We start from the raw sequence: 23156 nt of genomic DNA on the forward strand, positions 1-23156 counted from the left end.
GGGACAGCGAACCAGGTTTGTTACGCAAGGGCCCGTGATTAGGACAGGGACCGAGGACACCATGGTGTCCTCGGTCCCTGTCGGCTTGCAGGGCGAACGGGGCAACATCCCAATCAGTTTGATCAAGACGAGGAAACGTCCATTGAGGCCTTACTCGCCCTACCCAAATGCTTCGTGCAGAACCGACCGATCAGGTCGTCGACGGCGGTCCCGCGGCCGGATACCTGGAAGTCGAGAACCAAGTCCCATGGGCTCGTGCTTACCAAATGTCATGCCACGGCGGCCATGGAGAACGCCAGTTCCTCAACACGTGTAATCCGCACATTCTCTACTACCGGCCCCCTCCCTGTCGCCCGCGCTGTTCGCTCAGACCATGAAACGTTCGCCTGCTCGCAGGTAAGAGACGGCGTCTCCTGTAGTGAATCACCGTTACGCGCTATTGCACACCCTGAGTTGTCAGTGCTGTCGGACCGCTGCCCAACACGTACGAAAGTGATCAGAACGGTCAAAACGAGGACCTACCCGTTACGGTGATAACCATCACAAATTTTTGCATGAGTATGATGACCCTCACAATTTCATTGCTTCGTACTATTGGGTGGCGCAGCGAGTGGTGGTTTTGTTGGTGTTAGCACCCTTGCAGCCCTAGACCAAGGGCGCTACACCAGCTAAGAAAGGGCATCTCATGCCGGGATATGTGAAGACCAAAGAAGAAGTTCAGAGGATCGAGGACTTCGTTGCGCCGTCCAGGTTCACTTGCGACGAAATCGGCGTCTATTTCAAGACGACGTGGGACTACGCCAAGTCTGTCCTTCCTCCCATCTTTGAGCCCCTGGGCGACGAAGAAGCCGGGACTTGTGACGCATACGCGAACGTCACCCAGTACGAAAGCGCCTACTGCGGAACTTTCGACGGAGCCATCGTTTCCATCCTTTGCAAGTACGGTGACATCGAGGGTTACTGGATGTTGACCGAGATCATTTCGCCCGAACTTCCCGTGGCGATCGGACGCGAGCTCTGGGGTGAAGTCAAGAAAAACGGCAACGGACGGATCTGGCGGGATGGTGCAAACGTCCGCGCGACGGGTGACCGACGTGGTATCCAGGTCATGGAAATCAACGCCGACATCACCGGCCCTGACCAAGGACCACACGTTGTTGACAGCAACGGGTTCGACATCAAGATGTTCCCCCACTCCAACGGGCGTGGCCTCCAGTACCCGCCGCTGTTGAACATTTGGGACATCAAGTACGAGTACACCTCCTACCGCGAAGGCACCGCCACTCTCGAGTGGGGTCACTCCAAGTGGGACCCTACGGACACCATCCCCATTGTCTCCGTCGACAAAGCCATTGACGCCCAGTTCGCCGGTTACTGGCCCCTCGGGCAGCAGATCGAACTCGAGGATCCCGATAACGTCTACGCCGGGTACATGTGGGGTCGCGGCTTTGATGATCCGACCTGGATGCCAATCGCCCACCGCTTCAAGGGCCTGGACCAGTTGAACCCTGATCCTGACCGTCAGACAGCAAAACTCAACGCCTAAAGCCGCCGAGAATCCAGGCTTCAAATTGACTTCTCCGAGATGGAGCCTGGATCTCTGGGGGGCTGCCGGGCCCGAAACCGGCATCCCGCTCCATCCGATCATTGGAAGGAACCCGCAATGATGTGGCCGCTTCTCATACTCGCTATAGCAGCAGAGGTTGCGGCAACAACCTTGCTGCCGAAAACCAAAGAATTCCGACGATTGAAACCCACACTCGTCGTTGCCTGTCTGTACACGATCGCTTTTGCGCTGCTTGCCCAGATACTCCGGTTCACTGACATGGGGATCGCATACGCACTCTGGGCCGGCCTGGGAACAGCAGCCATCGCGGCTGTGGGGATCATTTTCCGCGGCGAGCAGGCTAGTTGGAAGCATGGCCTAGGGATGGTTTTGGTCGTGTCAGGCATCGTGGCACTGAACCTTCAATCCCATTGACCCACATTCAATCGATGGCAACATCCCTGTAAGGACGAACATCATGCACACCAACAAACGGCTCGAAGGTATGACGGTCCTGATTACCGGCGGCGCCCGCGGCATGGGTGCAAGTCACGCAGAGGTTCTCGCTCAGCATGGAGCACGGATTGTCATCGGTGACATCCTTGACGGCATCGGTGATGAATTTGCAGAAGCCGCAAGTGGGCGGGGCCTGTCCATCCGATACGTCCACCTGGATGTCACTGACGAAGCATCATGGGCAGACGTGCTCACGGATATCAATGGTTCCGAAGGCGAAGTCAATGTTCTGGTCAACAACGCCGGTATCACTGGCGCACCGGGAGGCTTCGAAGTCGAAGACCCGGCAGCCTGGAGCAAGACCGTTGCTGTGAACCAAACAGGTTCCTACTTGGGCATGCGCGCGGTTGTCCCCTCGATGCGCCGCGCTGGGGGTGGTTCCATCATCAACATTTCCTCCATCCTCGGTTACATCGGCGATGGGGAGTATTTCGCGTATAACGCGACGAAGGGTGCGTTGCGGCTTATGACCCGCAGCGCCGCAGTAAAGCTCGCACCTGACAATATCCGGGTAAACACCGTGTGCCCGGGAATGGTGCGTACACCGATGAACGAAGCGGAGGTCGACGCTGACTCCTACGTCGCAGCCACGCCCATGAAGCGGATGGCTGACCCGGCGGAAATCTCCAACGCAGTCCTGTTCCTGGCCTCCGGCGAATCATCCTTCGTCACCGGCACGGACCTAGTAGTGGATGGAGGATACCTTGCACTCTGACGAGCAAACCCTTCCCCACGAGCGCACTGGAATCCCGGCCAGGAAAATGCCGATGAGGGGCTGGCTGTTCCTTTCCGGGGCAATTGGCGCCGAGATTACCGGCACAATACTTCTTGATTACTCTGAAGGATTTCAGCTCCCCGTACAAACTACGACGGCGCTCACACTCTATGCACTCTCGTTCTACCTCTTAACACATGCCCTCAGGTCTGTCGCTCTGAGCATTGCCTACGCCACATGGTCGGGCATCGGCACCGTCGCCGTGGCAGCCGCCGGAGTCCTCCTGCACAACGAAGTGGTTTCCTGGGGGAAAGCCGCCGCCATCGCCGCCGTGATAGGCGGAGTTGTTCTTATCAACTTCGCCAACCGTCAGCAGCAGCCGCCACCCGGAGCCCATCCGGCCCCGGAACAGGCCCACTGAAGAACCTTGTCCCTTCTACGCAACTTCACCTGCTTGATTCTGGGGACTCAGCAGGACCTCGTTGCACTCCCTCCACCCGCGCAATCCCGCGCTCATATCCTTAGTCAAATTGGAGCCAGTCATGAGCACCGTTAACGATCTAACGGCCGTCCCCGATTCAGAACCAGGGGCACCAGCCTCCGGCCGCCGACTCACCGGCAAACTCAGCACCTTCGACATCGTCTTCACCGTCCTGGCGTTCAACGCGCCCCTGTCGGTGTTCGTCGGGTTCATTCCAGTCATCATCGGCTCCGGCAACCAGCTAGGGGCTCCAACCGCCTACCTGGCCGCAGGAGCGTTGATTCTGCTGTTCGCTGTCGGATTCACCACCATGGGCCGGCACCTTCCGAACCCGGGAGCCTTCTACGCCTACATCACTGCCGGCCTCGGAAAGCCACTGGGACTAGGGTCATCCTTCTTGGCCGTTGTTTCGTATTTCTTCATCTTGGTGGGCGGTTACGCCTTTGGGGGCATTTCCCTGGAGGCCCTCGTCACGGACGTTCTGGGAGGGCCCGAGGTACCGTGGTGGGTCTACACATTGGTGCTGATGACAGCTGCCGGGACTTTGGGCTACTTCAAGATCAGCCTCTCGGCCAAAATCCTCACTATCTCAATGATCTGCGAAGTGATCCTGATGGTCGCCTTCGACATCGCAGCCTTCATCAACGGGGGCCCTGAAGGCATCAGCGCCAAACCCTTCGAACCGGCAAACATCGTCTCCGGCAACATCGGCCTGGCCCTGCTGTTCGGCATCGTCTGCTACGCCGGATTCGAGGCGACCGCAGTCTTCCGAGAAGAAGCACGCGAACCCGAAAAAACCGTCCCGCGGGCCACCTACATCGCGATCCTGTCCATGGGCGCCATCTACGCCCTGACCGCTTGGGCACAGATCACGGCCATCGGCACGGGAACCGTTGTCGAAGCCTCCGCGACCGACCCAACCGGAACCGTTCTGACGGTCGTCTCCCAGCTTCTGGGCAAAATCGTCATGGACGTCATGATCGTGCTCCTGTGCTCCAGCATCTTCGCGGCCAACCTCGCAACACACAACATCAGCGCACGCTACCTCTACTCCCTGAGCGTCGACCGTGTGTTCCCGGCCGCACTGAGCCGCGTACATGGCAAACACGACTCACCGCACGTGGCCTCACTGTCGACCAGCGTAATCGCTTTGATCTTCCTCGCAGTCGTTGTCGCCGCCGGAGCAGACGGAGCCACCCTATATGCCGTCCTTGTAGGCGTCGGCGGATACGCCCTGATCCTCTTGCTGATACTCACCAGCGCAGCCGTGGTGGTCTACTTCCACAAACGCCCGGAACTGAAAGTCAACCGCTGGAAGTCGCAGATGGCTCCCGTCCTGGCAACCCTGGGATTGATCGTCGCCGGCGTGTTGGCCACTCAGAACATCGCCATCATGATCGGCGGCGACGAAGCCCTAGCCACATTCCTGATGGCGTTGTTCTACGGATGCATCGTCCTTGGGATCATCCTTGCCCTGATCTTCAAGCGCACAAAGCCTGAAACCTATGCACGTATCGGCCGCCAGGACCTCTAAACGCCCTCAAACCCATCGATAAAGGAACCGAACATCATGACTTCCACCAACAAGCCTGTCGCTCTTGTGACCGGAGCAGCGGGTGGCATCGGCAGGGCAACGGCGCTGAACCTGTCCCGGACCCACACGGTCATCCTCGTGGACCGCGATCAGAATCAGTTGGAGAAGTCCGCGAATCTCATCTCAGAAGCCGGAGGAAGCCCGGCTGCGTTCGTCGCCGACGTCACGGATTTGAACTCGATGCAAGGCGTCGTACGCGACGGCGAAGCGTTCCTGGGACCCATTAGTGCAGCCATTGCCTGCGCCGGGATCGAAGTACAAGGCAGCGTCCTGGACCTGACATTGGAGGAATGGAACCGTTCCTTGGCGGTCAACCTCACCGGTTCTTTCGTTACGGCCAAGACCACCATGAAATCCCTCATCGCCAGCAATGGAACTTTCACAGCCATCGCTTCCGACGCCGGTACCAACGGCGCGCAGGGCTACTCAGCGTACGTCGCCGCCAAGCATGGTGTGGTTGGTCTGATTCGATGCCTGGCCTTGGATTTTGGACCGGCAGGTGTCCGGAGCAACGTGATTTGCCCGGGATTCGTGGAGACGCCCATGGCACGACGTCTGTTCGCCCAAAGCTCCGAGGATGAGGTGCAATTTTACAAGAGCTCGGTGCCGCTTGGACGCTTCGCCAAGCCTGAGGAGATCGCGGAGACTGTTCGGCACTTTGTGGAATCCACGTATGCCAACGGCAATGTCTACGCGATCGATGGCGGGGCCACCGCCGGCTACTTCGTGGGTGAGCCGTTCCAGCAGACCCACGTCGCCTCCTGACTTCACAGGGAACGGCTCTGTTGTGCAGCAACGCTTTCACCAGCTGCATAACGGAGCCGTTGGTGTTTAAGGACGTTTCCGACTAAAGAACGTCCCCTGCTGCAGCACCTTCCCGGGGACGATGACGAGAAACCGTTCCACCCCTACTCTTCGAATCATCTTGCATTGATATAAGAAGGTCCGATTTTTCTGACATTTACAGTATGGAGATGCCATTCCGGCTCATCTAAATTCGAAGGTACTCAGCTGTTAGCCCACTATTCGCTGATTCGACATTCTCCCCCATCGCGGTTGGCGTTTCTTCACGTACCCCCTGCTTTGATGGGCTTCCCCTAGGAGCAACCTATGGAGCACGATCCCACACGAGAAGTGATTCTCTCTCTCAGCTGTCAGGACACTGTCGGTATCGTCCATGCCGTTTCAGGTTTTCTGGTCGAACAAGGCTGCAACATCCTTGCCAGCCAGCAGTTTGATGACGCATCAATAAATCGCTTCTTCATGCGCGTCCAAGCGAGCTACCCGTCTTCCGTCGCCATCGGCGACTTGAGGGCGGCTTTTCAAGCAACGGCCGATGAATATGCCATGAATTGGACCATGTCCGACGCTACCAACAGGCCACGGATTGCGCTCCTTGTCTCGAAGGCTGAGCACTGCCTCAACGACCTGCTCTTTCGCTGGAGGGCAGGACAGCTAAAGGTTGACTTCCCCTTCATCGCGTCCAACCATGTGACCCTGCAGCCGGTGGCCGAGGCGAACGGCATCCCGTTCTTCCATATCCCGGTCACCCCAGAAACAAAACGGGCAGCAGAGGAGAAGCTTCTGGCGCTGCTCGCCGAACACCAGGTGGACTTGACTGTTCTGGCCCGGTACATGCAGGTACTCAGCGATGACCTCTGCAGCGAACTTGCCGGCAAGGCAATCAATATCCATCACTCGTTTCTTCCCGGCTTTAAGGGCGCCAAGCCCTACCACCAGGCTTTCGACCGCGGCGTCAAGCTTGTCGGGGCCACCGCACACTATGTGACAGCTGAACTCGACGAAGGCCCGATCATCGAGCAGGAAGTGCTTCGTGTAGGCCACGACTACAGCCCCGCTCAACTGGCAATCACCGGGCAGGACGCCGAGCGCCTTGCCCTGGCACGAGCCGTCCAGTGGCACGCCGAACAACGAGTCCTGCTTAACGGCAACCGCACTGTTGTCTTCAACTGACGAACCAACGACATCCCTGCGCCCCTTCCAGGGGGCACCCACCCGAAGAGAAGTGAGTATTACCATGGACCGCCTCGTCGACCGCACCATCAGTGCAAAAGCTTTTACAGACTCATCCCGGGATCCCCTGCCCCAACGGGTACGGACGGTCGTCGTCGGTGGTGGGATCGTAGGCAGCAGCATCGCGTACCACCTGGTAGCAGCAGGTGACAACGACGTTCTGCTGCTCGAAAGCAACGTTCTCGGCAGCGGAACCTCATGGCACGCGGCCGGTCTTGTGACAGGGGCGCGCGGCTCCTCCACTCTGACCAAGCTGGCCAAGTACGGCCTGGAGATGTACGCCCAGCTCGAGGAGATGTCCGGCATTGACGTGTCCTTCCAACGATGCGGATCTCTGAGCGTCGCCCGCACACCTGGGCGCCTCGATGAGATCCTTTACGCCAAAGACGTCGCCGACCAGCAGGGTGTCCGCACCGAACTGCTCAGCGAAGAACGCTTTGCAGACGTATGGCCCTTGGCCAGCCATGCAGGGGTTCTCGGCGCATTGCTGCTTCCAGATGACGGACACATCAACCCTGGCTACGCCACCATCGCATTCGCCAAGCTGGCTCACCAGCTGGGCGCGCAGATCCGCGAAGGCGTGACGGTCGAGAAGATCCTGCAGGAGGACGACAAGGTCGTGGGCGTCCGCACGACTCAGGGCATTGTCGAGTGCGACCGGGTGGTTCTGGCTTGTGGACTGTGGACACGGGACCTGGCCCGCAGCGCCGGAGTTCATGTGCCGCTGTACGCCGCCGAGCACGTACATGTCCGGTCCGGCCCGATAGATGGTGCCGCGCCCGAGCTGCCCGTTTTCCGCGATCTCGACAGCAGCTACTATCTTCGCCACGAACAAGGCAGCCTGTTGGTTGGCGCCTTCGAACCGGACGGGCTCCCCCGCCCGGTAGAAGACATCTCGACAACCGGTTTTGCCGAATTTGATCCTAACTGGCATCATTTCGCACCGATCCGGGCGAAAGCTGAAACCACTGTCCCGATGCTGTCCACGGCCGGATATGACCGTTTCCTCAACGCACCAGAGAGTTTCACTCCCGATGCGAACTTCGCCATTGGGGAGACCTCGGAAGTTGCCAGCCTCTACGTCGCTGCTGGTTTCAATTCCCAGGGCATCATTTTCGCCCCTGGGGTCGGTAAAGAGCTTGCTGATTGGATCATCTCAGGAGCTACCCGCTTTGATTCTTCCAGTGTCGACGTCCAGCGCTTTTCGCGCCATCAGAACAGCCGCAAGTACCTGCAGGCCCGGACCAAGGAAGGTCTCGGTCGGCTTTATGCCATGCACTGGCCGAACCTGCAGATGGAGACGGCACGGAATGTACGCCGGACGCCTCTCCACCACCGGTTGGCCGAACTCGGGGCGTGTTTCGGGGAAGTCAATGGTGGCGAACGCGCGAACTGGTATGGGGATCCGGGGACACAGCCTGCCTATGACTACAGCTACGGTCGCGCCAACTGGTTCTCGAGGGTCGCGGAGGAACACAAGGCCGCGCGCGAAGGTGTGGTTTTGTTCGACCTGAGCCCTTTCGCAAAGTTTGAGGTCGCCGGCCCCGACGCGTTGGCCGTGTGCCAGCAGGCTGCCACAGCCGACATTGACGTTGAGGTGAACAAAGCTGTCTACACACTGTTCCTCAACAACGCCGCAGGAATTGAGCTCGACGGCACCATCACCCGCCTGGGAGAGGACCGGTTCCTGGTCGTGACCCCTTCCTTCACACAACAAAAATCGCTGGCGTATCTGAAGCGTCTCGCAAAGGGCAGAGCCGCATCAGTGTTTGATTGCACAGCCGCCTTGGCCACCATCGGAGTCATGGGGCCCAAGAGCCGGGAGCTGCTTTCCCGTATCTCCCCGGAGGACTGGTCGGATGAAGCCCAAGGGTACACACACGGCCGTACCGTAGAAATCGCCGATGGATACGCGTACAGCTTACGGGTCAGCTTCGTCGGTGAACTCGGCTACGAGCTTTACCCCAGCGCAGACCTGGCTGTAAACATTTTTGACGCTCTCTGGGAAGCGGGCCAAGACCTGGGCATCCGTTTGGCCGGCTACCACGCGCTGGACTCTCTCCGCAGTGAGAAGGGGTTCAGGCACCTGGGCCACGACATCGGCCCGATCGATGATCCGTATTCGGCAGCTCTTCGTTTCACCGTTGCTCTGGACAAGCCTGGCGAGTTCGTTGGGAAAGATGCGTTGCTTAAACTCGATCCTTCAGCCCCGGAGCATCGGACCGTCTACATCGCACTTGAAGACCCCGAGCCGGTGTTTGTCCACGACGAGACCGTCTACTGCAATAACGTCCCCGTTGGCAGGATGACCAGCGGAAGCTACGGGCACACGCTGGGGAGGGCCGTGGGAATCGCAGCAATCGAGCCGGACACGGACCTAACTGGTTCGTTCAAAGTGCAGTGCAAGGGCCAGCTTTACCCGGCAACTGTTTCCCGGCGTCCGTTCTACGACCCTAAGGGCGAACGTCTCCGCGGCTAAGAGTCTCGCAACCACGTCCGCAGCTCCATCAGGAGCTGCGGACACAATGCCTGCCCGGGTGAATCCCGGTGCCCCATGAAAGGAATGACCGATGTCAGAGAACGTATTGGAACGGGAAAACTCCGTTGCCCACCACGGTTTGGGCCGCGTCCTGGACGGTAAAGCCATGGCTGGAACCATCAAGGGCGAGCTCGCCGAACGAGTAGCCGCATTGAAGGAAGCCGGCGCGGCCGTAGGCCTGGGCACGGTCCTGGTCGGGGATGATCCTGCGAGCCACTCGTATGTGGCCGGTAAGCACCGCGATTGCGCAGAAGTGGGTATCGAATCAATCCGCAAAGATCTTCCCGCTGACATTTCACAGGACGAGTTGGAAACGGTCCTGGATGAACTCAACGCTGACCCGGGCACGACCGGATACATTGTCCAGCTCCCGCTGCCGGCGCACATTGATCAGAACGCTGTCCTGGAAAAGATCTCGCCCGAAAAGGACGCCGACGGTCTGCACCCGATTAACCTTGGCCGGCTCGTGCTGAATGTCGCAGGTTCGATCGACTCTCCCCTACCCTGCACACCCAGTGCCATCGTTGAGCTCCTGTCCCGGCATGGGATCGCGTTGCAAGGCTTGGAAGTGCTTGTGATCGGTCGTGGTGTGACCGTTGGCCGGCCGCTTGGCCTGTTGCTTACTCGCCGCGCCGTCAACGCCACGGTGACACTTGCCCATACAGGCTCGGCCGATCTGGGCAAACTCATCTCCCGCGCTGACGTTGTCGTTGCCGCGGCCGGAGTGCCGGGGATGGTCAAGACCAACCAGCTCAAACCGGGCGCGGTAGTCCTTGACGTTGGTGTATCAAGAACAGTGGACGATGCTACCGGTAAGTCCAAGCTCCAGGGTGATGTTGAGTCCGGGGCCGACGCTGTAGCGAGCTGGTACTCCCCGAACCCCGGCGGCGTTGGACCGATGACCAGGGCTATGTTGCTGGTCAATGTCGTGGACATTGCTGCACGAATGGCCTTGAGCGCAGACTAATTTGACCATCAACCCATGCTTCGTCGTCCCCAGCGGCTGCGCAGGCTCGCAACAAGCTCACTACTCCCGCTGAGCATAACGACGAATACCGGCGGTCGGGCATGGATCGGTCCGCCACAGCGAAGTGCCCCGCTTCTGAGGAAGCGGGGCACTTTCGTTGTCACTGCCCTGGCCATAAATCGGCTCCTGCCTTTGGAAATGAACCTGGGGATCAAACAGCAGCAGCGCGGGTCTTTTACGGCCCGCGCTGCTGCTGTTTTGTGTCAGACTCTGTAGAGGGTCAGCAGATCTTCGCTCAGGTGCAGGGAACTCCATCCGATGGGTTCGCTCCGGAGCCAGATGATGCTTCCATCTTCGAAGAGCGCGTCCACGACGGCGCGGGTGATCCGGCCATCGCCGGGATCGACAAGTACTGGCTGGCCAAGAGTCAGCTCCTTCCAGTCGGAGATTTCATTGGTCCGGGCGCGATCCGCGGCCGTGGTTCGGCTCATGGCTGCTCGGTTCCTTCTGTGCGGGGAGCGATCCAGAGGGTCTTCATGTTGGTGAATTCGCGGATGCCGTGACGACCGAGTTCGCGTCCATAACCGGATTTCTTGATGCCGCCAAATGGCAGGCGTGGGTCTGAGACCACCATGCCGTTGATAAAGACCGCTCCAGCGTCGAGGCGGCGCACAATGTCCCTGGCCTTGTCTGTGTCCTTGGTCCACAATGAGGCCGCCAGTCCGAATTCTGTCTGGTTGGCAAACACGATCGCTTCTTCGGTGGACGCGGCACGGGTAATGGCAGCGACCGGGCCAAAAGTCTCTTCGTCGAAAGCCGCCTGCCCCGGGACGACACGATCGATGATGGTTGGCGGGTAGTAATAGCCAGACCCTGCAGGAAGCTCTCCTCCCAGCAGGAGCCGTCCACCGGCTTCCAGGGTACGTTTGACCTGATCGTGGAGCGTGGCCCGGAGGTTCTCCCTGGCCATGGGGCCGATATCGGTTGCAGGGTCCAGCGGGTCACCGAGAATCAGTTCCCGGGCTTGGATTACAAATTCAGCAACGAACTCGTCAGCGATGTCGTCGGCAATGATGAAGCGTTTGGCATTGATGCAGGCCTGGCCGGCGTTGGTGAAACGGGCCTTGACTGCCGTCCGGGCCGCTTCCTTGATATCGGCGTCCGACAGAACGATGAACGGGTCGGAACCGCCGAGTTCCAGAACCTGCTTTTTCAACGCCGCTCCGGCCTGCGAAGCAACGATGGCACCAACCTGAGTGGAGCCCGTCAGCGCGACGGCGGCGATCCTGTCGTCGGCAATGATGTCAGCGACCCGCTCCGGTTCGATCAGGACCGTGGCACAGAGGCCGGGCGCCAAGCCTGCCCTGTCCAGGATGTCCTGAATAGCCAACGCCGAGCGTGGAACGTTGTTCGCGTGTTTGAGGATTACCCCGTTTCCAGCTGCCAGCGCAGGAAGCGCGAAACGGAAAAATTGCCAGAAGGGGTAGTTCCAAGGCATGATGGCCAGCACCACGCCCAGGGGCTCGTAGGCGACGCCGCTCTCTTGAACACCTGCGTCAATGGATTCGAAATCCAAGAATCTCGCAGCATTTTCCGCGTAGAAGTCCGCCGTAGCGGCAGACTTTTCAATTTCGGCCCTGGCCTCGGAAATGGGCTTACCCATTTCAAGGGTGATCAGATGCGCATATTCGTTGACATTCTCACGCAGGATCTTGGCTGTGTTCCGAAGGATTTGCACGCGATCCTCTACCGGTATGAGCCGCCAGGCCCTCTGAGCATCAACGGCGGCAGTGAGGATCCCGTCCAGCTGGAAGTTTGAGTGCGTATCGAATGTTTGCAGTTGTTTGCCCGTAGCCGGGTTGATCGTGGAGATCATGGGATTCTTCCTTTGGGAAAGCGGATAAATGTCCCGTTGTTGGACCAGTCCGGGCAACCGCGGGAAAGTACTCCGCCGCCGTGTTCCGGCTGCGCTTATCAGTCAGAACACGGCGGCAGCTTGGGCTGGTTTACCAGTTCCGTCGCACCAAAGAGGTCATCCGTGCGGCCGTGCCAACAAGGTTGAGAACTTGTGGTCCGATGACCTCAGGTGTCCTAGGGTCAGGCTCCTGCAGCTGCATATGAGTGGGAGCTCTGGTCAGCAGATTCTTCGCTGGTCTGGGCACCCTGCCAGGCTTCCTTGTCCTGGTAGGGGAACCACCAGAAGTCGTGGCTGGAAGCTGCCGGGTCGATCATGACGAGCTTGGTGTGACGGAACGTATCCAGGCCCTCGGCACCGAGTTGGCGGCCGATGCCGGACATCTTACGACCACCGAAGGGGCCTGCGTCATTGTCGAGAATCGGAGCGTTGATCCAGACCATGCCACTGACGATTTCGTTGGTGGCCCGGGTGATTTCTTCGACGTCCTTGGAGTACAACGTGGCGCCAAGGCCGAACGGGGAGTCGTTGGCGACTTTCAGGGCCTCTTCGAAGCTGGAGACCTTGTACACCGGAGCGACTGGTCCGAAGACCTCAGTGGTGAAGAGGTCCATGTCAGGGCGCAATCCTTCAAGAATGGTGGGTGCGTAGAAGAACCCGTCCTGCAGTTCCCCACCGAGGTTGAGCCTGTTTCCGCCGAGAGTGACGGTGGCGCCTTGTTCGACGGCCCGGGCTACGAGCTGTTCAACACGGGCAACCTCTCGTGCGTTTTCCATGGGGCCGAAATCGACCTTGTCGAGGCCGTGTCCGATGCGCAGCTGCTTGACGTTGGCGATGAAGGCTTCCATGAACTGCTCGTAGACGTCTTCGTGGACGAGGATCTTCTCGGCAGAGGTGCAGACCTGGCCAGCGTTAAAGAAGGACGCAAAGGTTGCCGCGCGGGCGGCGACGTCAATGGGAGCAGACGGCATCACCAGGAAAGCGTCACTGCCCGAGGCTTCAATGAGGTGCGGCTTGAAGTGTTCGGCACAGGCACGAGAAACGGCCTGGCCAGTGGCGACGCTGCCGGTGAAGGCGATCATGTGGGTATTTTTGTGGGAAACGAGCTGCTTTGCGGTGTCGGCTCCACCGGAGACGCACTGGACCAGTCCGGCTGGCAGGTGACGGAAGGCCCGCATGAAGGAAAGAGTGGTCAGTGAGGCGTTTTCCGAGGGCTTGACGATCACGGAGTTACCCGCTGCCAAGGCGGCGGCAGCGGACCAGATGAACAGCAGGATCGGGAAGTTCGCGGGCAGGATGCTCACCACCGTACCCATGGGTTCTTTCAGCGTGTAGTGGGTCTGCCCAGGAACGGTAGAGCCAAGAACCGAGCCAATGGAGTGCCGGCCAAGTTCTGCGTAGTAGTCCACTGCCGAGACCGACCACATCAATTCGTCGGCGCTTTCCTTGTAGGGCTTGCCGGTTTCAAGGGTGAGAAGTTCCGCGATTTCGGGAGTGAGCTTCTTGATCTCAGCGGCTACTTCGTGGAGGATCTCCGCGCGCTCAAGTGCAGTCCGGGCGTACCAGGCTTTCTGGGCGGCGTTGGCTGTGGCGACAACGGCTTCGATGTCGTCGTGGCCGACCTCGGCCATTTGGCCGATGACTTTGTTGTTGGAGGGATCCACGACGTCTCGGCCCTGCTCTGCGGGGACGTATTCCCCGTTATGGAAAAAGGTGTTGCTGACTCGAGCGAATTCGAGATTGGCATTCATGAGTGATTCCTTACGTTGTTCATTGGTGAGGTAAGAAGTAAAGCGAGTGGAGAGGCCAAGCTGGTGTCGATGGTTGGTTTGTTGGTGAAAGCCCTACTTTGTCCGGACGATGGAATACGACTTCACGAGCTCTCTTTGTACCTTCCACCGGCCCGTCCATCCTTCCGGGAGGGCCACAACGGTCCCGGTCCGGAGCTCTATTTCCTGCCCTGTGTCCTCGATGAGTTGCCCATGGCCCTCTATGATGTGGATGAACTCCCGGTAGCCGGTCAGTTTGGTGGTGAATTCGCCGGGAGCGACCTTCCAAAGCCCAGAGTCCGTGGTGGGATCGCTATAGAGCACCAGCGTGCTGGCTGCCGGCTCTCCCGAAATAACGCGTTCGGGACTGATAGCGACAGGTGCCGGCCACTGGATATCATCCGTCGTTGTTACTGCCGTGGTCATGCGCTGACCGCCTCGGCCTTTGGGCCCCGAACAGCGGTTCGGATCCTGGCCGCTGCGCGTTCGCCGCTGCGCAGTGCACCTTCCATCAGTCCGGTGAAGTCCGGATCAGCGTATTCACCTGCGAAGAAAATGCTGCCCACAGGGCGTTCGAGCTCTTCTGAATCCTGTTTTCCGCCGCCAGGGGCGAAAGCGCCGTAAGCACCGCGTGCGAGAGGGTCGTTGCGCCAAACGGTGGTTACGGCCTCGCTGTCGCTGAAGTCCAGTTCCGGGCGAATGTACCGGGCATGGGTGATCCAGGCGTTGAAATCCCCGTCGCCTTGTGCACGATCCAAGGCCCCAGGGGAGCCCATGAAAGAATTGAGTACAGGAGTGACCGTGCCTGTGTTATCCAAAGCAGTCCAAGTCCAGAACCGACCGTTCGTCGACATAACCGCACTGGTTTTTGGGACGGACTTCAAGGGAAGGTGAAGCTTTGCGGCATGTCCTTGCAGGACCCGGTTCAGTGCAGCTTTCTTCCACCCGGGAACCGATATAGCAATCGCGGACGGGTCACGCACGATAGATAACGGAAGGGCTGCAACAACTGCATCGTAGACGGCACTGCCGGTCGATGTTTCCACGAGTACTTCGTCCCCGAGGTCGGTCACGGAGTGAACGGATTCCCGGTAGCGTACAGCAGTGCCAAGACGTGCGGCCAGGGCCCTTGGGAGTTCCTGGTTTCCGCCGCTTATTCTCCAGCTCGGGCGTGGTTCGAAAGAAGCTATGTGCTCAAGAGTGTCAGCGCTGACTTGATCTGCCGCAACGGCGGTTGAGATTTCGATGCGCCCGCGGAGTGCATCAACGAGCCGGTCGTTGCCTTCCAAGCGTTGCAGGACGGTTTCTGCTGATGGCGGGGATGGGTAAGTCCGGGCGATGGTTGCAGCAGCCCGGCCTGCTTCGACCACGTCCTGGGTGCTGATTTCGGGAGTGTCCGCCAACGCTCGAACGTAGTAGCTCATGCCGGTGTCCACGAGCGAAAGACCGGTCAAATCCAGTAACCGCCGCATCGTCGTGTAGCCATGCAAGACGAACTCCGCGCCTCGCTCGATGACGCAGGGCCGGTCGTGGCCGGCAGTAATTGTCTCTGACCATACACGGCCACCGGACCGGTCCCGAGCCTCGAAAACGGTTACATCGAATCCATCGGCTTTCAGCTGCGTGGCAGCTGCCAGACCGGCGAGTCCGGCGCCCAGTACCGCGACGCGCGAACCTTCACGAAGTGCGCTCATGATGCAACCTCCATCCAACGGGCCAGGGTTACGCGCGCCCGGACACCACTTCTCCACGCTGCGGCCCGCACCGCGGAGGAAGGGGCAATATCTGAGGCCATGTCTGAGTCATCTCCTTTGATGAGTTTTGTTGTTGTGTGACTCACAGTAATGACCGCAACATCAGAGATGTATCGTACAGAAGTAAGAATTTTGAGGCCTATTAGTATAGGTGTAATGTTTTAGAGATGGAACAGTCAGTGCTGACGGTCAACGACCTCGTGGAGACTCAAAGCTTGGGAACCCGCGTACTCGCCGGCGCGAGCGGTCTCGAACGCCAAGTCCTTTGGGCCCACAGCTGTGAACTCAACGACCCGGCGCGGTGGCTCGGTCCCCACGAACTCCTCATGACCGTCGGTCTGTGCGTTCCGCAAGGAGCTGAAGATCAAAGCGAGTTCATCCGCAGGCTGCATGAGGCCGGTCTTGCGGGCGTGGCCCTCGGCGACCACCCCAGTCTCCCGGCACTGACGCAAGAGCTCCTGGATGAAGCCGATAAATTGGGCTTTCCTGTCCTTCTGACAGCCGAGGAAACACCGTTTGCTGCAATAGGCCGCACCGTCGCGGCTGCCACAGCCACCACACAAACACTTCAAGTCCTCAAGCTCAGCAAGCTATACCAGCTTTCAACTTACGCGCACGCGGACCCCGAACGCCTCATAGACGACTTGCAAGCCCTTTTCAGGTCTCGACTTACAGTCCAGGACGTCCATAGCGGCCTGACCATCCTAGAAGGACCACCGCTCCCCTCACTGACCTCAACCGCACGGCAACGCTCCTACACACTTCCCGGCGAGCGTGGCGTCAAACTGCTGGTTGGGGAATACCCTGGTGAGGAAATCAGCAGTTTTCTGCTGATTCACATTCTTCAGGTCGTGGACGTGGCCGTGAGCCAACTGTTGACTTCGATCCGGGAACGCGCGGAGCGCTACAGGATCATGCTCGAAGCGATTTTGGAAGGACGCATTCCTGAGAATATCGATGATGTCCTCAAGCCCAGCGCCATGACTGAAGGGTACAAGATCGTCGCCATCAAAACCGACGATGGGCCGAAAGCAGCAAGGGCGATTTCTATCGCCGCGCTGCCCGTCCTTACGGGAGCGGGACGGAAATCATACTTTCTGATGGCTCCCGAGCCGTCTCTTTCCGACACGCGCAAACTCATCGAAGACCTCGGCATCCGCGCCGCAGCGTCCTCGACATATATGGATGTCCGGGATGCAAAAGTCGCAGCCGAGGAAGCTTATAAAGTCCTATCCTCCGGTGGGGCCAACGACAACTGGGTAGACTTTTCAGGGGCACCGATATCGCTCCTGGCCAGATCAAGGAAAGAAGCGGCTGGCATCATCCAGCAAGTGCTCGGAGAACTGGCAGCCGCCGATCCGAAAACAACGGCCCTGCGGAACACGCTCTTCAGTTTTCTCGAAAATGACCGCCGATGGAACGAAACGGCGGCAGAACTGGGAATCCACCGCCAGACGCTGTCTTACCGACTGTCAAAAATCAAAGAGACAACCGGAAGAGATACGTCGTCATCGGCCGACTTCGCCGCCCTCTGGCTTGCCTATCAAGCATGGCTGTCCTATCCGCCAGTGAATGGATAGCAGCACAGGGGCTATTACGATTCGGTGCAAGCGTCAGGCCGCACTACACCCGAGGTCATAGACCTCATCCTGACAGTCCGACGGATTCGAGACAGCGAAGCGCCGGAACAGCGCCATGGTTTTCGCMTGGTCATGTCGTCATATCCGGCGAGCGGAATGAACACGTGACGGCAAGAAAGAGAGCAGACCGTGGTCAGAAACAAAACAGACTTAAGTGTGCACACTGTACACACCCCCTTTGGCCCGACAAAGCGACTCTTCGCCACCGGCACAGGCACGGAAATCTCATGGCTGAAACCGACGAAACAAAAATCCATCGAAGTCATGTCGTATCTAATCCATTAGCCCATGAACATGTGTAGGCCACTCCAGACCTACCGGACAGAACCGAAAGAAGGAATCGACATGACCCCAGCTCAGAGCCAGCGGAGCGCCCACCAGCCAGGGCACTGAGCCCGCTCCCCCACCCCAACTGAACAGGCCGCACCCGGCGGCCAGGCACCATCCGGGACATTGAGGCAGAGGTACATGTCAAGCTTTGTACACACTTAAAAGCAAAAACCCCTCTGACGAGGGGTTATGCCGTGCCCGAGGTGGGACTCGAACGGGATTCCAGGCCTTGCGAACACTGGGAAATGGCGAAAACGTGCGGAATCCGGGGCAGTCCGGCGGTTGTACGAGGCAGTCCGTGGTGGAAGGTGTGGACATTGTCCACACCTCCTTTTTGCCGCTGTCGGTGATTGCCGGGACCCCGACCGCGGCCCACGAAACACGACGCACAACGAAGGAGACGCCCGGCACACCGCGGCTACCGGAACTTCCCGTAGGGGTTGAGCAAAGACCCTTCATTAGATTTCCTTCCTTCACACGTTCATAGCGATTCGACCCACGGGCAACATGACGTTACAAGACACTCTGAGACACTCACCGAGAGCTCCAACAACGTCCCGACCCGCTCCCCACAGGGTCATTACTGCCATTCGTTTCGCGGCGCACACAGGGCATGCGGTTCGTTCCGCCTTCGGAGTCGTGACGCACGGTTGACTTGCCTAACCCAACCCATGCTCAATGAGACTCCCCCGGTGCCACCAGCCATCACGGGTAACCCTAGATCGCAAACGAACAACATGCTCCGGGTTCTGCCTAGTTGCTGTTTGGCGCAATTCTGACCCCACTCATAAGAGCCAAGAGAGATCAGCCGCCGCTCATGCCCTTCGTGCTTGGCGTTCGGCATCGGGTGTCGTGTTGCGGCCTGACTCTCTAGAACCGATAGGTTTCTGGGATGGAATCAGAACAAATGAGGATCGATGAAGTTTTGGAGAGCTTCGGTGTGACCAGAGGCCGCGCTGACAACGTTAGGGTCGGCATCCGATCTTTCACATTGTTCAGCGGTGACCAGATTCATTTGGACCACCCCGGCGTGACCGTAGTCGTCGGCGCAAACAACTGCGGCAAGTCGACTCTCTTGGCCGAGTTGAACGCCCATCTTATCGCCCGAAGCCACGCAGCCCCTAGGATTATCGGGTCTGTTGAGGTCATCAACGACGGTGAACTGGAGGACTACGCCGACTGGCTAGCCCGGAATGCGCATCTCATGACGTTGGATCACACTGGTCCCATCTTCAGCAGGCTAGGAGCGACGGTAGAGGTCCGGTCCCTTCAAAGCCACGTTGGATATAGCCCCAGCAGCGCATTCCCCGCCGACTTCTTCGTAAAGTTCCTGCGCTCCGGTGACCGCGAGATCAGGGGATCTATGCGGAAGGAACTTGTACTTGGACCGCCTGAAGATGCTTTGCAAATGCTGTCAGGCAGCACATCGTTGATGGATGAACTCAACGCCATCACCTACAAGATCCTGAAGCAACGGATCGTTCATGATGACCTTAACCAGCACACGGTTCTGAGAGTTGGGGCGACGACTGTCCCCTATCCGGAAGGCCGCCACGATGACGCCACGGCCTACCAGACGGAGGTAAACTCGCTTCCCTTGCTCAATGAGCAAGGCGATGGGATGCGTAGCCTGATGAACATCCTTATTCCTCTAGTTACAGCAACATACCCTGTTCTCATCATCGATGAACCAGAAGCATTCCTCCACCCTCCTCAAGCATTCGCACTGGGGCAGGAACTTGGCAGAATTGCCGGCGCCAAGAATGTACAGGTCGTTTTGGCAACTCATGATCGTCACCTGCTGGCCGGATTGGTCAACGCGGATGCTCCGCTCTCAGTGGTGAGATTAGTTCGCGATGCCTCCAACACGGCCAGAGCCCATCAACTGCGTTCGGGAGACCTACGCGACGTCATGAAGGATCCAGTCCTGAAGTACAGCCACGTGCTTGACGGGCTTTTCCATGAGGTTGTTATCCTGGCCGAAGCTGAACGTGATTGCCGGTTCTACGAGGCGGCAATCGATGCCCACGATAGCGCAAGTCCTGAATCCGACGGCGGCCGCTTGCCCCTGCCAGTGACCGAGATCCTCTTTATCCCAACTTCGGGGACTAGCTCGATGCCGCGCGTCGCGAAAGCTCTGAGATCCTTGAACGTGCCCGTCATGGTCTGCGCGGATCTCGATGTCCTGGACAACGATTCTGTGCTCAAGAACATCTTGGAATCCCTAGGCCAATCCTGGGCCGATCTCGCGAGCGACTGGCTGACCGCCATCAAACCACTCAATGATGCAATAAGCGCCGAACCTTTGGCCGCAGTCAATCTTAGGGTGAAGAAGGTTTTCGACCGGATTCTGAAGGACAATCATCTCGCGCTCTACGATGGAGATGCAAAGAAGGCTGTCGCCGAGGCCCTGCGTGCGCCCAGCAGGCCGTGGGACGAAGTCAAGCATCACGGCGTGGATGAACTCATGCGAAGGAATAAAGGCAACGCCGAGGCGGTAAGACGGCTTCTCGACGGCCTTGCAAAGCGAAACTTCGTCGTTGTACGTGCGGGTGAGCTCGAAAGCTTTGGCCACGAGCTGGGAGCTTACAAGGGCAAGAACTGGTTGCCGGCCGCGTTTGAGGCGGACTTGCAGAGGTCACCGAAAGTCCAAGAGCACGTGCGCCAGTTGCTTGCCGTCGCAGTGCCGCTAACTTCTCGCGCTAACCAAACAGCGGATGGGTGGCCAGTGTCGCGTTAACACTTCTTGTATTACTGCCAAATACTGTGGCAGAGGTTGGACTCGAACGCGATTCCCGGCCTTATCATTGCTAGGAAGACGCGGAAACATGCGGAATCCGGGCCGGTTCGGCGGCTGTACGGGGCAGTCGGCGGCGAAGGATGCGCACATCGTGCACGCCCTCTATCCGGCACCCATCTATTTCGAGCCTTCACCGATGACATGGCGCGAGAAGCGTCAAAACTTCCGAATCGATGATTTGACGGAGCGAACGTCACAACGCGGATAGGGCAAGAATCTTTCATTCCGTCGGCTGCCTTTTCCGCCTCCGTGGCTGGCCCGAACCTTGGCCGCAGGATCTCCATCCGATACGTCCGAGACGACTCCCCCGGATGACTCCGATAGCCGGTGTCACGACCAGGGAGCGCTCAGAAAACCGTAGGAGCTGATAGGAGTTCCCCGCGAGTCCGCACTTACAACTCGAGGGCTGGAACCGATCGCCACCCGCGACTTATGAATAGGCCTGCTTAGTGTGGGTGACGCCGGCAGATGCGACATGGGTACTTCATTCCCCACGACCGCAAAGCTTGAGCAACCCTGCGCGAGCCGCGGGAAGCATTGGCAGATTCATGGCCCCCTCATGCGACTCCCACCGAACCTCGATCAGTTCCTCCGTTTGTACGCGTACCTCGCGACTACCCACTCGCGCCGACCAGACATACATGTTTCCGGGCCCCCTATCACGGGGGCTTACTGAGACAGGTCTGAGGTCCTTCCGATCCAGCACAATGCCCGTTTCCTCGCGGACCTCCCTGATCGCAGTCGCCAGCGGATCTTCATCGGAAGGTTCGGCCTGCCCTCCCACCGGATGCCAAAAGCTAGAGTACCTGTGCGTCCGAGCCACAAGAATGGCGCTGTCATTCTCAAGGTAAACGAACGACACCCATCGATCATTGGGACTTTCAGTCGAATACTGTGCATCCAGCTCCCTGACGACCGAATAGAGGTCCGGCAACGACTCTCTGCGGTTAACCAGCTCTTCCGCGGATTCCGAAGGGGCCAAAACGCGGGAAGCGTTCCCTTGAACTTCTTCAGTTGCAGCCAGTGTCACCGCATAGCCTACGTTCGAAAATGGACGAGTTTCATGAAACTGACCGACAGGTAGCAGGAAAGCAGGATCGACAGCTGACCTTATTTCCGTCGAAACCTCCTTTGGGCGAAGCCGTTGGTCCAGGCGTCGAAGAACACTCTTCCCAACCCCAATGTCGCTGGCAACCCCGTAAGCGTCCCAAGTTGGACCCGTGTCTGAGGAATGGACATCGGCAAGCACATAGCTCACCTGCTCCACTTTGCCGAGCAAGACCTTGGTCCAGATAGTCCATCCATGCGAATGTACACGTTGATCTATCGTGCGGCGTTGGGCCGCAAAGCGGTCGAATGCGTCACGGCCCGGCCAGATATGTACTCTTATTCCCCAACCCGGAAAGGCGAAAATAGGCAGCCGTACGACAATGAAGCCGTACGGATGGACATAGGCATTTTCTTCTGCCCCGAGAACTTCTGATGAGAAATCGACCCAAGTTTGACTGGACAACCACGATGGTAAATCCTGAGGTTCAGGCATAAGGATCCTTTGTCTTTTTTATAGTTTTCAACAGTTGCTTATCAAGAACCGGATCTAGAACATCGCGCAATCCCAACTGCCTAAGAGCTGCATCAATACTCTTCAGGTCCAAAAGTGTCGTAATTGTTAGATCATTCAGCGTCAGCAAAGAGCAAGCCTTCGAGCTTAGCTGGAGATCCTCCATAACCGATCCATAGAAGGTGCTCCTTGAGGAAAAGAAGATGGCATCTTGATTGGCCTTTTCACGCGTAATGACACAACCACTGTCGGAAAGATCGGTGGTGAAAGCCGATAGGCTAGAACGAAGGTAGATCTTCGCCTCAAGGTTGGTGGTCCGGGCGGCTTCCGTCGCCACGAGAAGTATCGTAGCCAAAACCTCAATCTTCGCAGTTTCGTTGGTCCACTTGGCATGCCTTGTTGGGCTTATATCCTTTCGGTATACAACGAAGCTCGATATGGTTGTGATATCCCTGGGGTCCAAAAGTTCCAATGAAATGTTTGTTGGCCCTCCAGCGCTTCTTGCCCTTTTCTTGAGCTCAGGAAAGACCTTGTTTCTAAAATATCGCCCCGTATGACCACGATAACTCCACCTGCTAGCATTGTCTAATAACTCTTTCAAGTGGCGTGCAATCAGCGAAGGAGACAGAAGATCCATGGCCCCCAATTCAAGTTGACGCTTTGGAAAAAAGAAAGCCACGAATAACATTAAAATTACTGTTGAGGCGGTGACACCTATGAGCGAATCAATGATTTGCGATAAACTAGTGAGTGGCGTGACCTTAACCTCAGAATCCAACGCGGGCAAAAGTTCCAGTCGCACATAGACGAGCCCAGCAACCAACACAAGTAGCGATATAAAGTAACCTCGCCAGGTTACGACTATTTCCTTCAATTTATCCCATCCTTCGACCAGCACTCTGTAAGTTGCTGAATACCCACTGCCTGGTAGTCAGTCACGGCTGCACAGAAGCCATTCTCGTACATAACTTCCCAATCTACGAAGATGCGATAAT

General features: G+C 58.1%; 18 protein-coding genes. 11 read left to right on the forward strand and 7 right to left on the reverse strand.

Features of this window, described 5'->3' with window-relative positions; all coding sequences use genetic code 11:
* Positions 1-685 precede the first annotated feature (685 nt).
* The 9 genes from AC1DCM_RS01130 to AC1DCM_RS01170 all read left to right on the forward strand — a co-directional run bounded on the left by AC1DCM_RS01130 (position 686) and on the right by AC1DCM_RS01170 (position 10392).
* A complete protein-coding gene (locus tag AC1DCM_RS01130; protein WP_442016845.1) occupies positions 686-1546 on the forward strand; it encodes an acetoacetate decarboxylase family protein in 861 nt (286 codons plus the stop codon).
* A 117-nt stretch (positions 1547-1663) separates the two neighbouring features.
* A complete protein-coding gene (locus tag AC1DCM_RS01135) occupies positions 1664-1981 on the forward strand; it encodes a DMT family transporter (protein WP_442016844.1) in 318 nt (105 codons plus the stop codon).
* Between the two features lie 43 nt (positions 1982-2024).
* A complete protein-coding gene (locus AC1DCM_RS01140; RefSeq protein WP_442016843.1) occupies positions 2025-2777 on the forward strand; it encodes an SDR family NAD(P)-dependent oxidoreductase in 753 nt (250 codons plus the stop codon).
* A complete protein-coding gene (locus AC1DCM_RS01145; RefSeq protein WP_477516978.1) occupies positions 2767-3198 on the forward strand; it encodes a DMT family transporter in 432 nt (143 codons plus the stop codon). The genes AC1DCM_RS01140 and AC1DCM_RS01145 overlap by 11 nt, the downstream gene beginning before the upstream one ends.
* Before the next feature lie 121 nt (positions 3199-3319).
* The gene (locus AC1DCM_RS01150) at positions 3320-4792 is read left to right on the forward strand and encodes an APC family permease (RefSeq protein ID WP_442016841.1); all 1473 of its coding nucleotides are present in this window, start codon (positions 3320-3322) and stop codon (positions 4790-4792) included.
* 36 nt (positions 4793-4828) lie between these two features.
* Positions 4829-5617, forward strand: coding sequence for an SDR family NAD(P)-dependent oxidoreductase (locus tag AC1DCM_RS01155; protein ID WP_442016840.1), 789 nt, complete (start codon positions 4829-4831; stop codon positions 5615-5617).
* A 345-nt stretch (positions 5618-5962) separates the two neighbouring features.
* Positions 5963-6826: a formyltetrahydrofolate deformylase gene (gene purU / locus AC1DCM_RS01160; protein ID WP_442016839.1), complete on the forward strand. Its 864-nt coding sequence runs from the start codon at positions 5963-5965 to the stop codon at positions 6824-6826.
* Between the two features lie 52 nt (positions 6827-6878).
* Positions 6879-9365: a GcvT family protein gene (locus AC1DCM_RS01165; protein ID WP_477516979.1), complete on the forward strand. Its 2487-nt coding sequence runs from the start codon at positions 6879-6881 to the stop codon at positions 9363-9365.
* Between the two features lie 91 nt (positions 9366-9456).
* Entirely contained in the window at positions 9457-10392 is a 936-nt protein-coding gene (locus tag AC1DCM_RS01170) for a bifunctional methylenetetrahydrofolate dehydrogenase/methenyltetrahydrofolate cyclohydrolase (RefSeq protein WP_442016837.1), read from the forward strand.
* A gap of 263 nt (positions 10393-10655) precedes the next feature.
* On the opposite strand, the gene AC1DCM_RS01175 is transcribed toward AC1DCM_RS01170, so the two are convergent.
* The 5 genes from AC1DCM_RS01175 to AC1DCM_RS01195 all read right to left on the reverse strand — a co-directional run bounded on the left by AC1DCM_RS01175 (position 10656) and on the right by AC1DCM_RS01195 (position 15770).
* Positions 10656-10883, reverse strand: a complete 228-nt coding sequence (locus AC1DCM_RS01175; protein ID WP_442016836.1) for a hypothetical protein — start codon at positions 10881-10883, stop codon at positions 10656-10658.
* Entirely contained in the window at positions 10880-12268 is a 1389-nt protein-coding gene (locus tag AC1DCM_RS01180) for an NAD-dependent succinate-semialdehyde dehydrogenase (protein WP_442016835.1), read from the reverse strand. The genes AC1DCM_RS01175 and AC1DCM_RS01180 overlap by 4 nt, the downstream gene beginning before the upstream one ends.
* A gap of 221 nt (positions 12269-12489) precedes the next feature.
* Positions 12490-14058: an aldehyde dehydrogenase family protein gene (locus AC1DCM_RS01185; RefSeq protein ID WP_442016834.1), complete on the reverse strand. Its 1569-nt coding sequence runs from the start codon at positions 14056-14058 to the stop codon at positions 12490-12492.
* A gap of 93 nt (positions 14059-14151) precedes the next feature.
* A complete protein-coding gene (locus tag AC1DCM_RS01190; RefSeq protein ID WP_442016833.1) occupies positions 14152-14502 on the reverse strand; it encodes a cupin domain-containing protein in 351 nt (116 codons plus the stop codon).
* The gene (locus AC1DCM_RS01195; protein ID WP_442016832.1) at positions 14499-15770 is read right to left on the reverse strand and encodes a flavin monoamine oxidase family protein; all 1272 of its coding nucleotides are present in this window, start codon (positions 15768-15770) and stop codon (positions 14499-14501) included. The genes AC1DCM_RS01190 and AC1DCM_RS01195 overlap by 4 nt, the downstream gene beginning before the upstream one ends.
* Positions 15771-15997: 227 nt before the next feature.
* Here AC1DCM_RS01195 and pmfR point away from each other — a divergent pair, with 227 nt between their 5' ends.
* Both pmfR and AC1DCM_RS01205 read left to right on the forward strand, forming a co-directional pair.
* Positions 15998-17410, forward strand: a complete 1413-nt coding sequence (pmfR, locus tag AC1DCM_RS01200; RefSeq protein ID WP_442016831.1) for a transcciptional activator PmfR — start codon at positions 15998-16000, stop codon at positions 17408-17410.
* 1282 nt (positions 17411-18692) lie between these two features.
* Positions 18693-20540 (forward strand): ATP-dependent nuclease, encoded by a 1848-nt coding sequence (locus AC1DCM_RS01205; RefSeq protein ID WP_477516980.1) that lies wholly within the window; start codon positions 18693-18695, stop codon positions 20538-20540.
* Between the two features lie 544 nt (positions 20541-21084).
* On the opposite strand, the gene AC1DCM_RS01210 is transcribed toward AC1DCM_RS01205, so the two are convergent.
* Both AC1DCM_RS01210 and AC1DCM_RS01215 read right to left on the reverse strand, forming a co-directional pair.
* Positions 21085-22143, reverse strand: a complete 1059-nt coding sequence (locus tag AC1DCM_RS01210) for an NUDIX domain-containing protein (protein ID WP_477516981.1) — start codon at positions 22141-22143, stop codon at positions 21085-21087.
* Positions 22136-23035: a hypothetical protein gene (locus AC1DCM_RS01215; protein ID WP_477516982.1), complete on the reverse strand. Its 900-nt coding sequence runs from the start codon at positions 23033-23035 to the stop codon at positions 22136-22138. Before AC1DCM_RS01215 ends, AC1DCM_RS01210 begins: the two co-directional genes overlap by 8 nt.
* Between the last annotated feature and the right edge of the window lie 121 nt (positions 23036-23156).

This window comes from Paenarthrobacter sp. 10N417 (genome assembly GCF_056394745.1).

Coding starts and splice junctions, on each gene's coding strand:
- AC1DCM_RS01130 (WP_442016845.1), top strand. CDS start 686: ATGCCGGGATATGTGAAGACCAAAGAAGAAGTTCAGAGGATCGAGGAC.
- AC1DCM_RS01135 (WP_442016844.1), top strand. CDS start 1,664: ATGATGTGGCCGCTTCTCATACTCGCTATAGCAGCAGAGGTTGCGGCA.
- AC1DCM_RS01140 (WP_442016843.1), top strand. CDS start 2,025: ATGCACACCAACAAACGGCTCGAAGGTATGACGGTCCTGATTACCGGC.
- AC1DCM_RS01150 (WP_442016841.1), top strand. CDS start 3,320: ATGAGCACCGTTAACGATCTAACGGCCGTCCCCGATTCAGAACCAGGG.
- AC1DCM_RS01155 (WP_442016840.1), top strand. CDS start 4,829: ATGACTTCCACCAACAAGCCTGTCGCTCTTGTGACCGGAGCAGCGGGT.
- purU (WP_442016839.1), top strand. CDS start 5,963: ATGGAGCACGATCCCACACGAGAAGTGATTCTCTCTCTCAGCTGTCAG.
- AC1DCM_RS01170 (WP_442016837.1), top strand. CDS start 9,457: ATGTCAGAGAACGTATTGGAACGGGAAAACTCCGTTGCCCACCACGGT.
- AC1DCM_RS01175 (WP_442016836.1), bottom strand. CDS start 10,883: ATGAGCCGAACCACGGCCGCGGATCGCGCCCGGACCAATGAAATCTCC.
- AC1DCM_RS01180 (WP_442016835.1), bottom strand. CDS start 12,268: ATGATCTCCACGATCAACCCGGCTACGGGCAAACAACTGCAAACATTC.
- AC1DCM_RS01185 (WP_442016834.1), bottom strand. CDS start 14,058: ATGAATGCCAATCTCGAATTCGCTCGAGTCAGCAACACCTTTTTCCAT.
- AC1DCM_RS01190 (WP_442016833.1), bottom strand. CDS start 14,502: ATGACCACGGCAGTAACAACGACGGATGATATCCAGTGGCCGGCACCT.
- AC1DCM_RS01195 (WP_442016832.1), bottom strand. CDS start 15,770: ATGAGCGCACTTCGTGAAGGTTCGCGCGTCGCGGTACTGGGCGCCGGA.
- pmfR (WP_442016831.1), top strand. CDS start 15,998: ATGGAACAGTCAGTGCTGACGGTCAACGACCTCGTGGAGACTCAAAGC.
- AC1DCM_RS01205 (WP_477516980.1), top strand. CDS start 18,693: ATGGAATCAGAACAAATGAGGATCGATGAAGTTTTGGAGAGCTTCGGT.
- AC1DCM_RS01210 (WP_477516981.1), bottom strand. CDS start 22,143: ATGCCTGAACCTCAGGATTTACCATCGTGGTTGTCCAGTCAAACTTGG.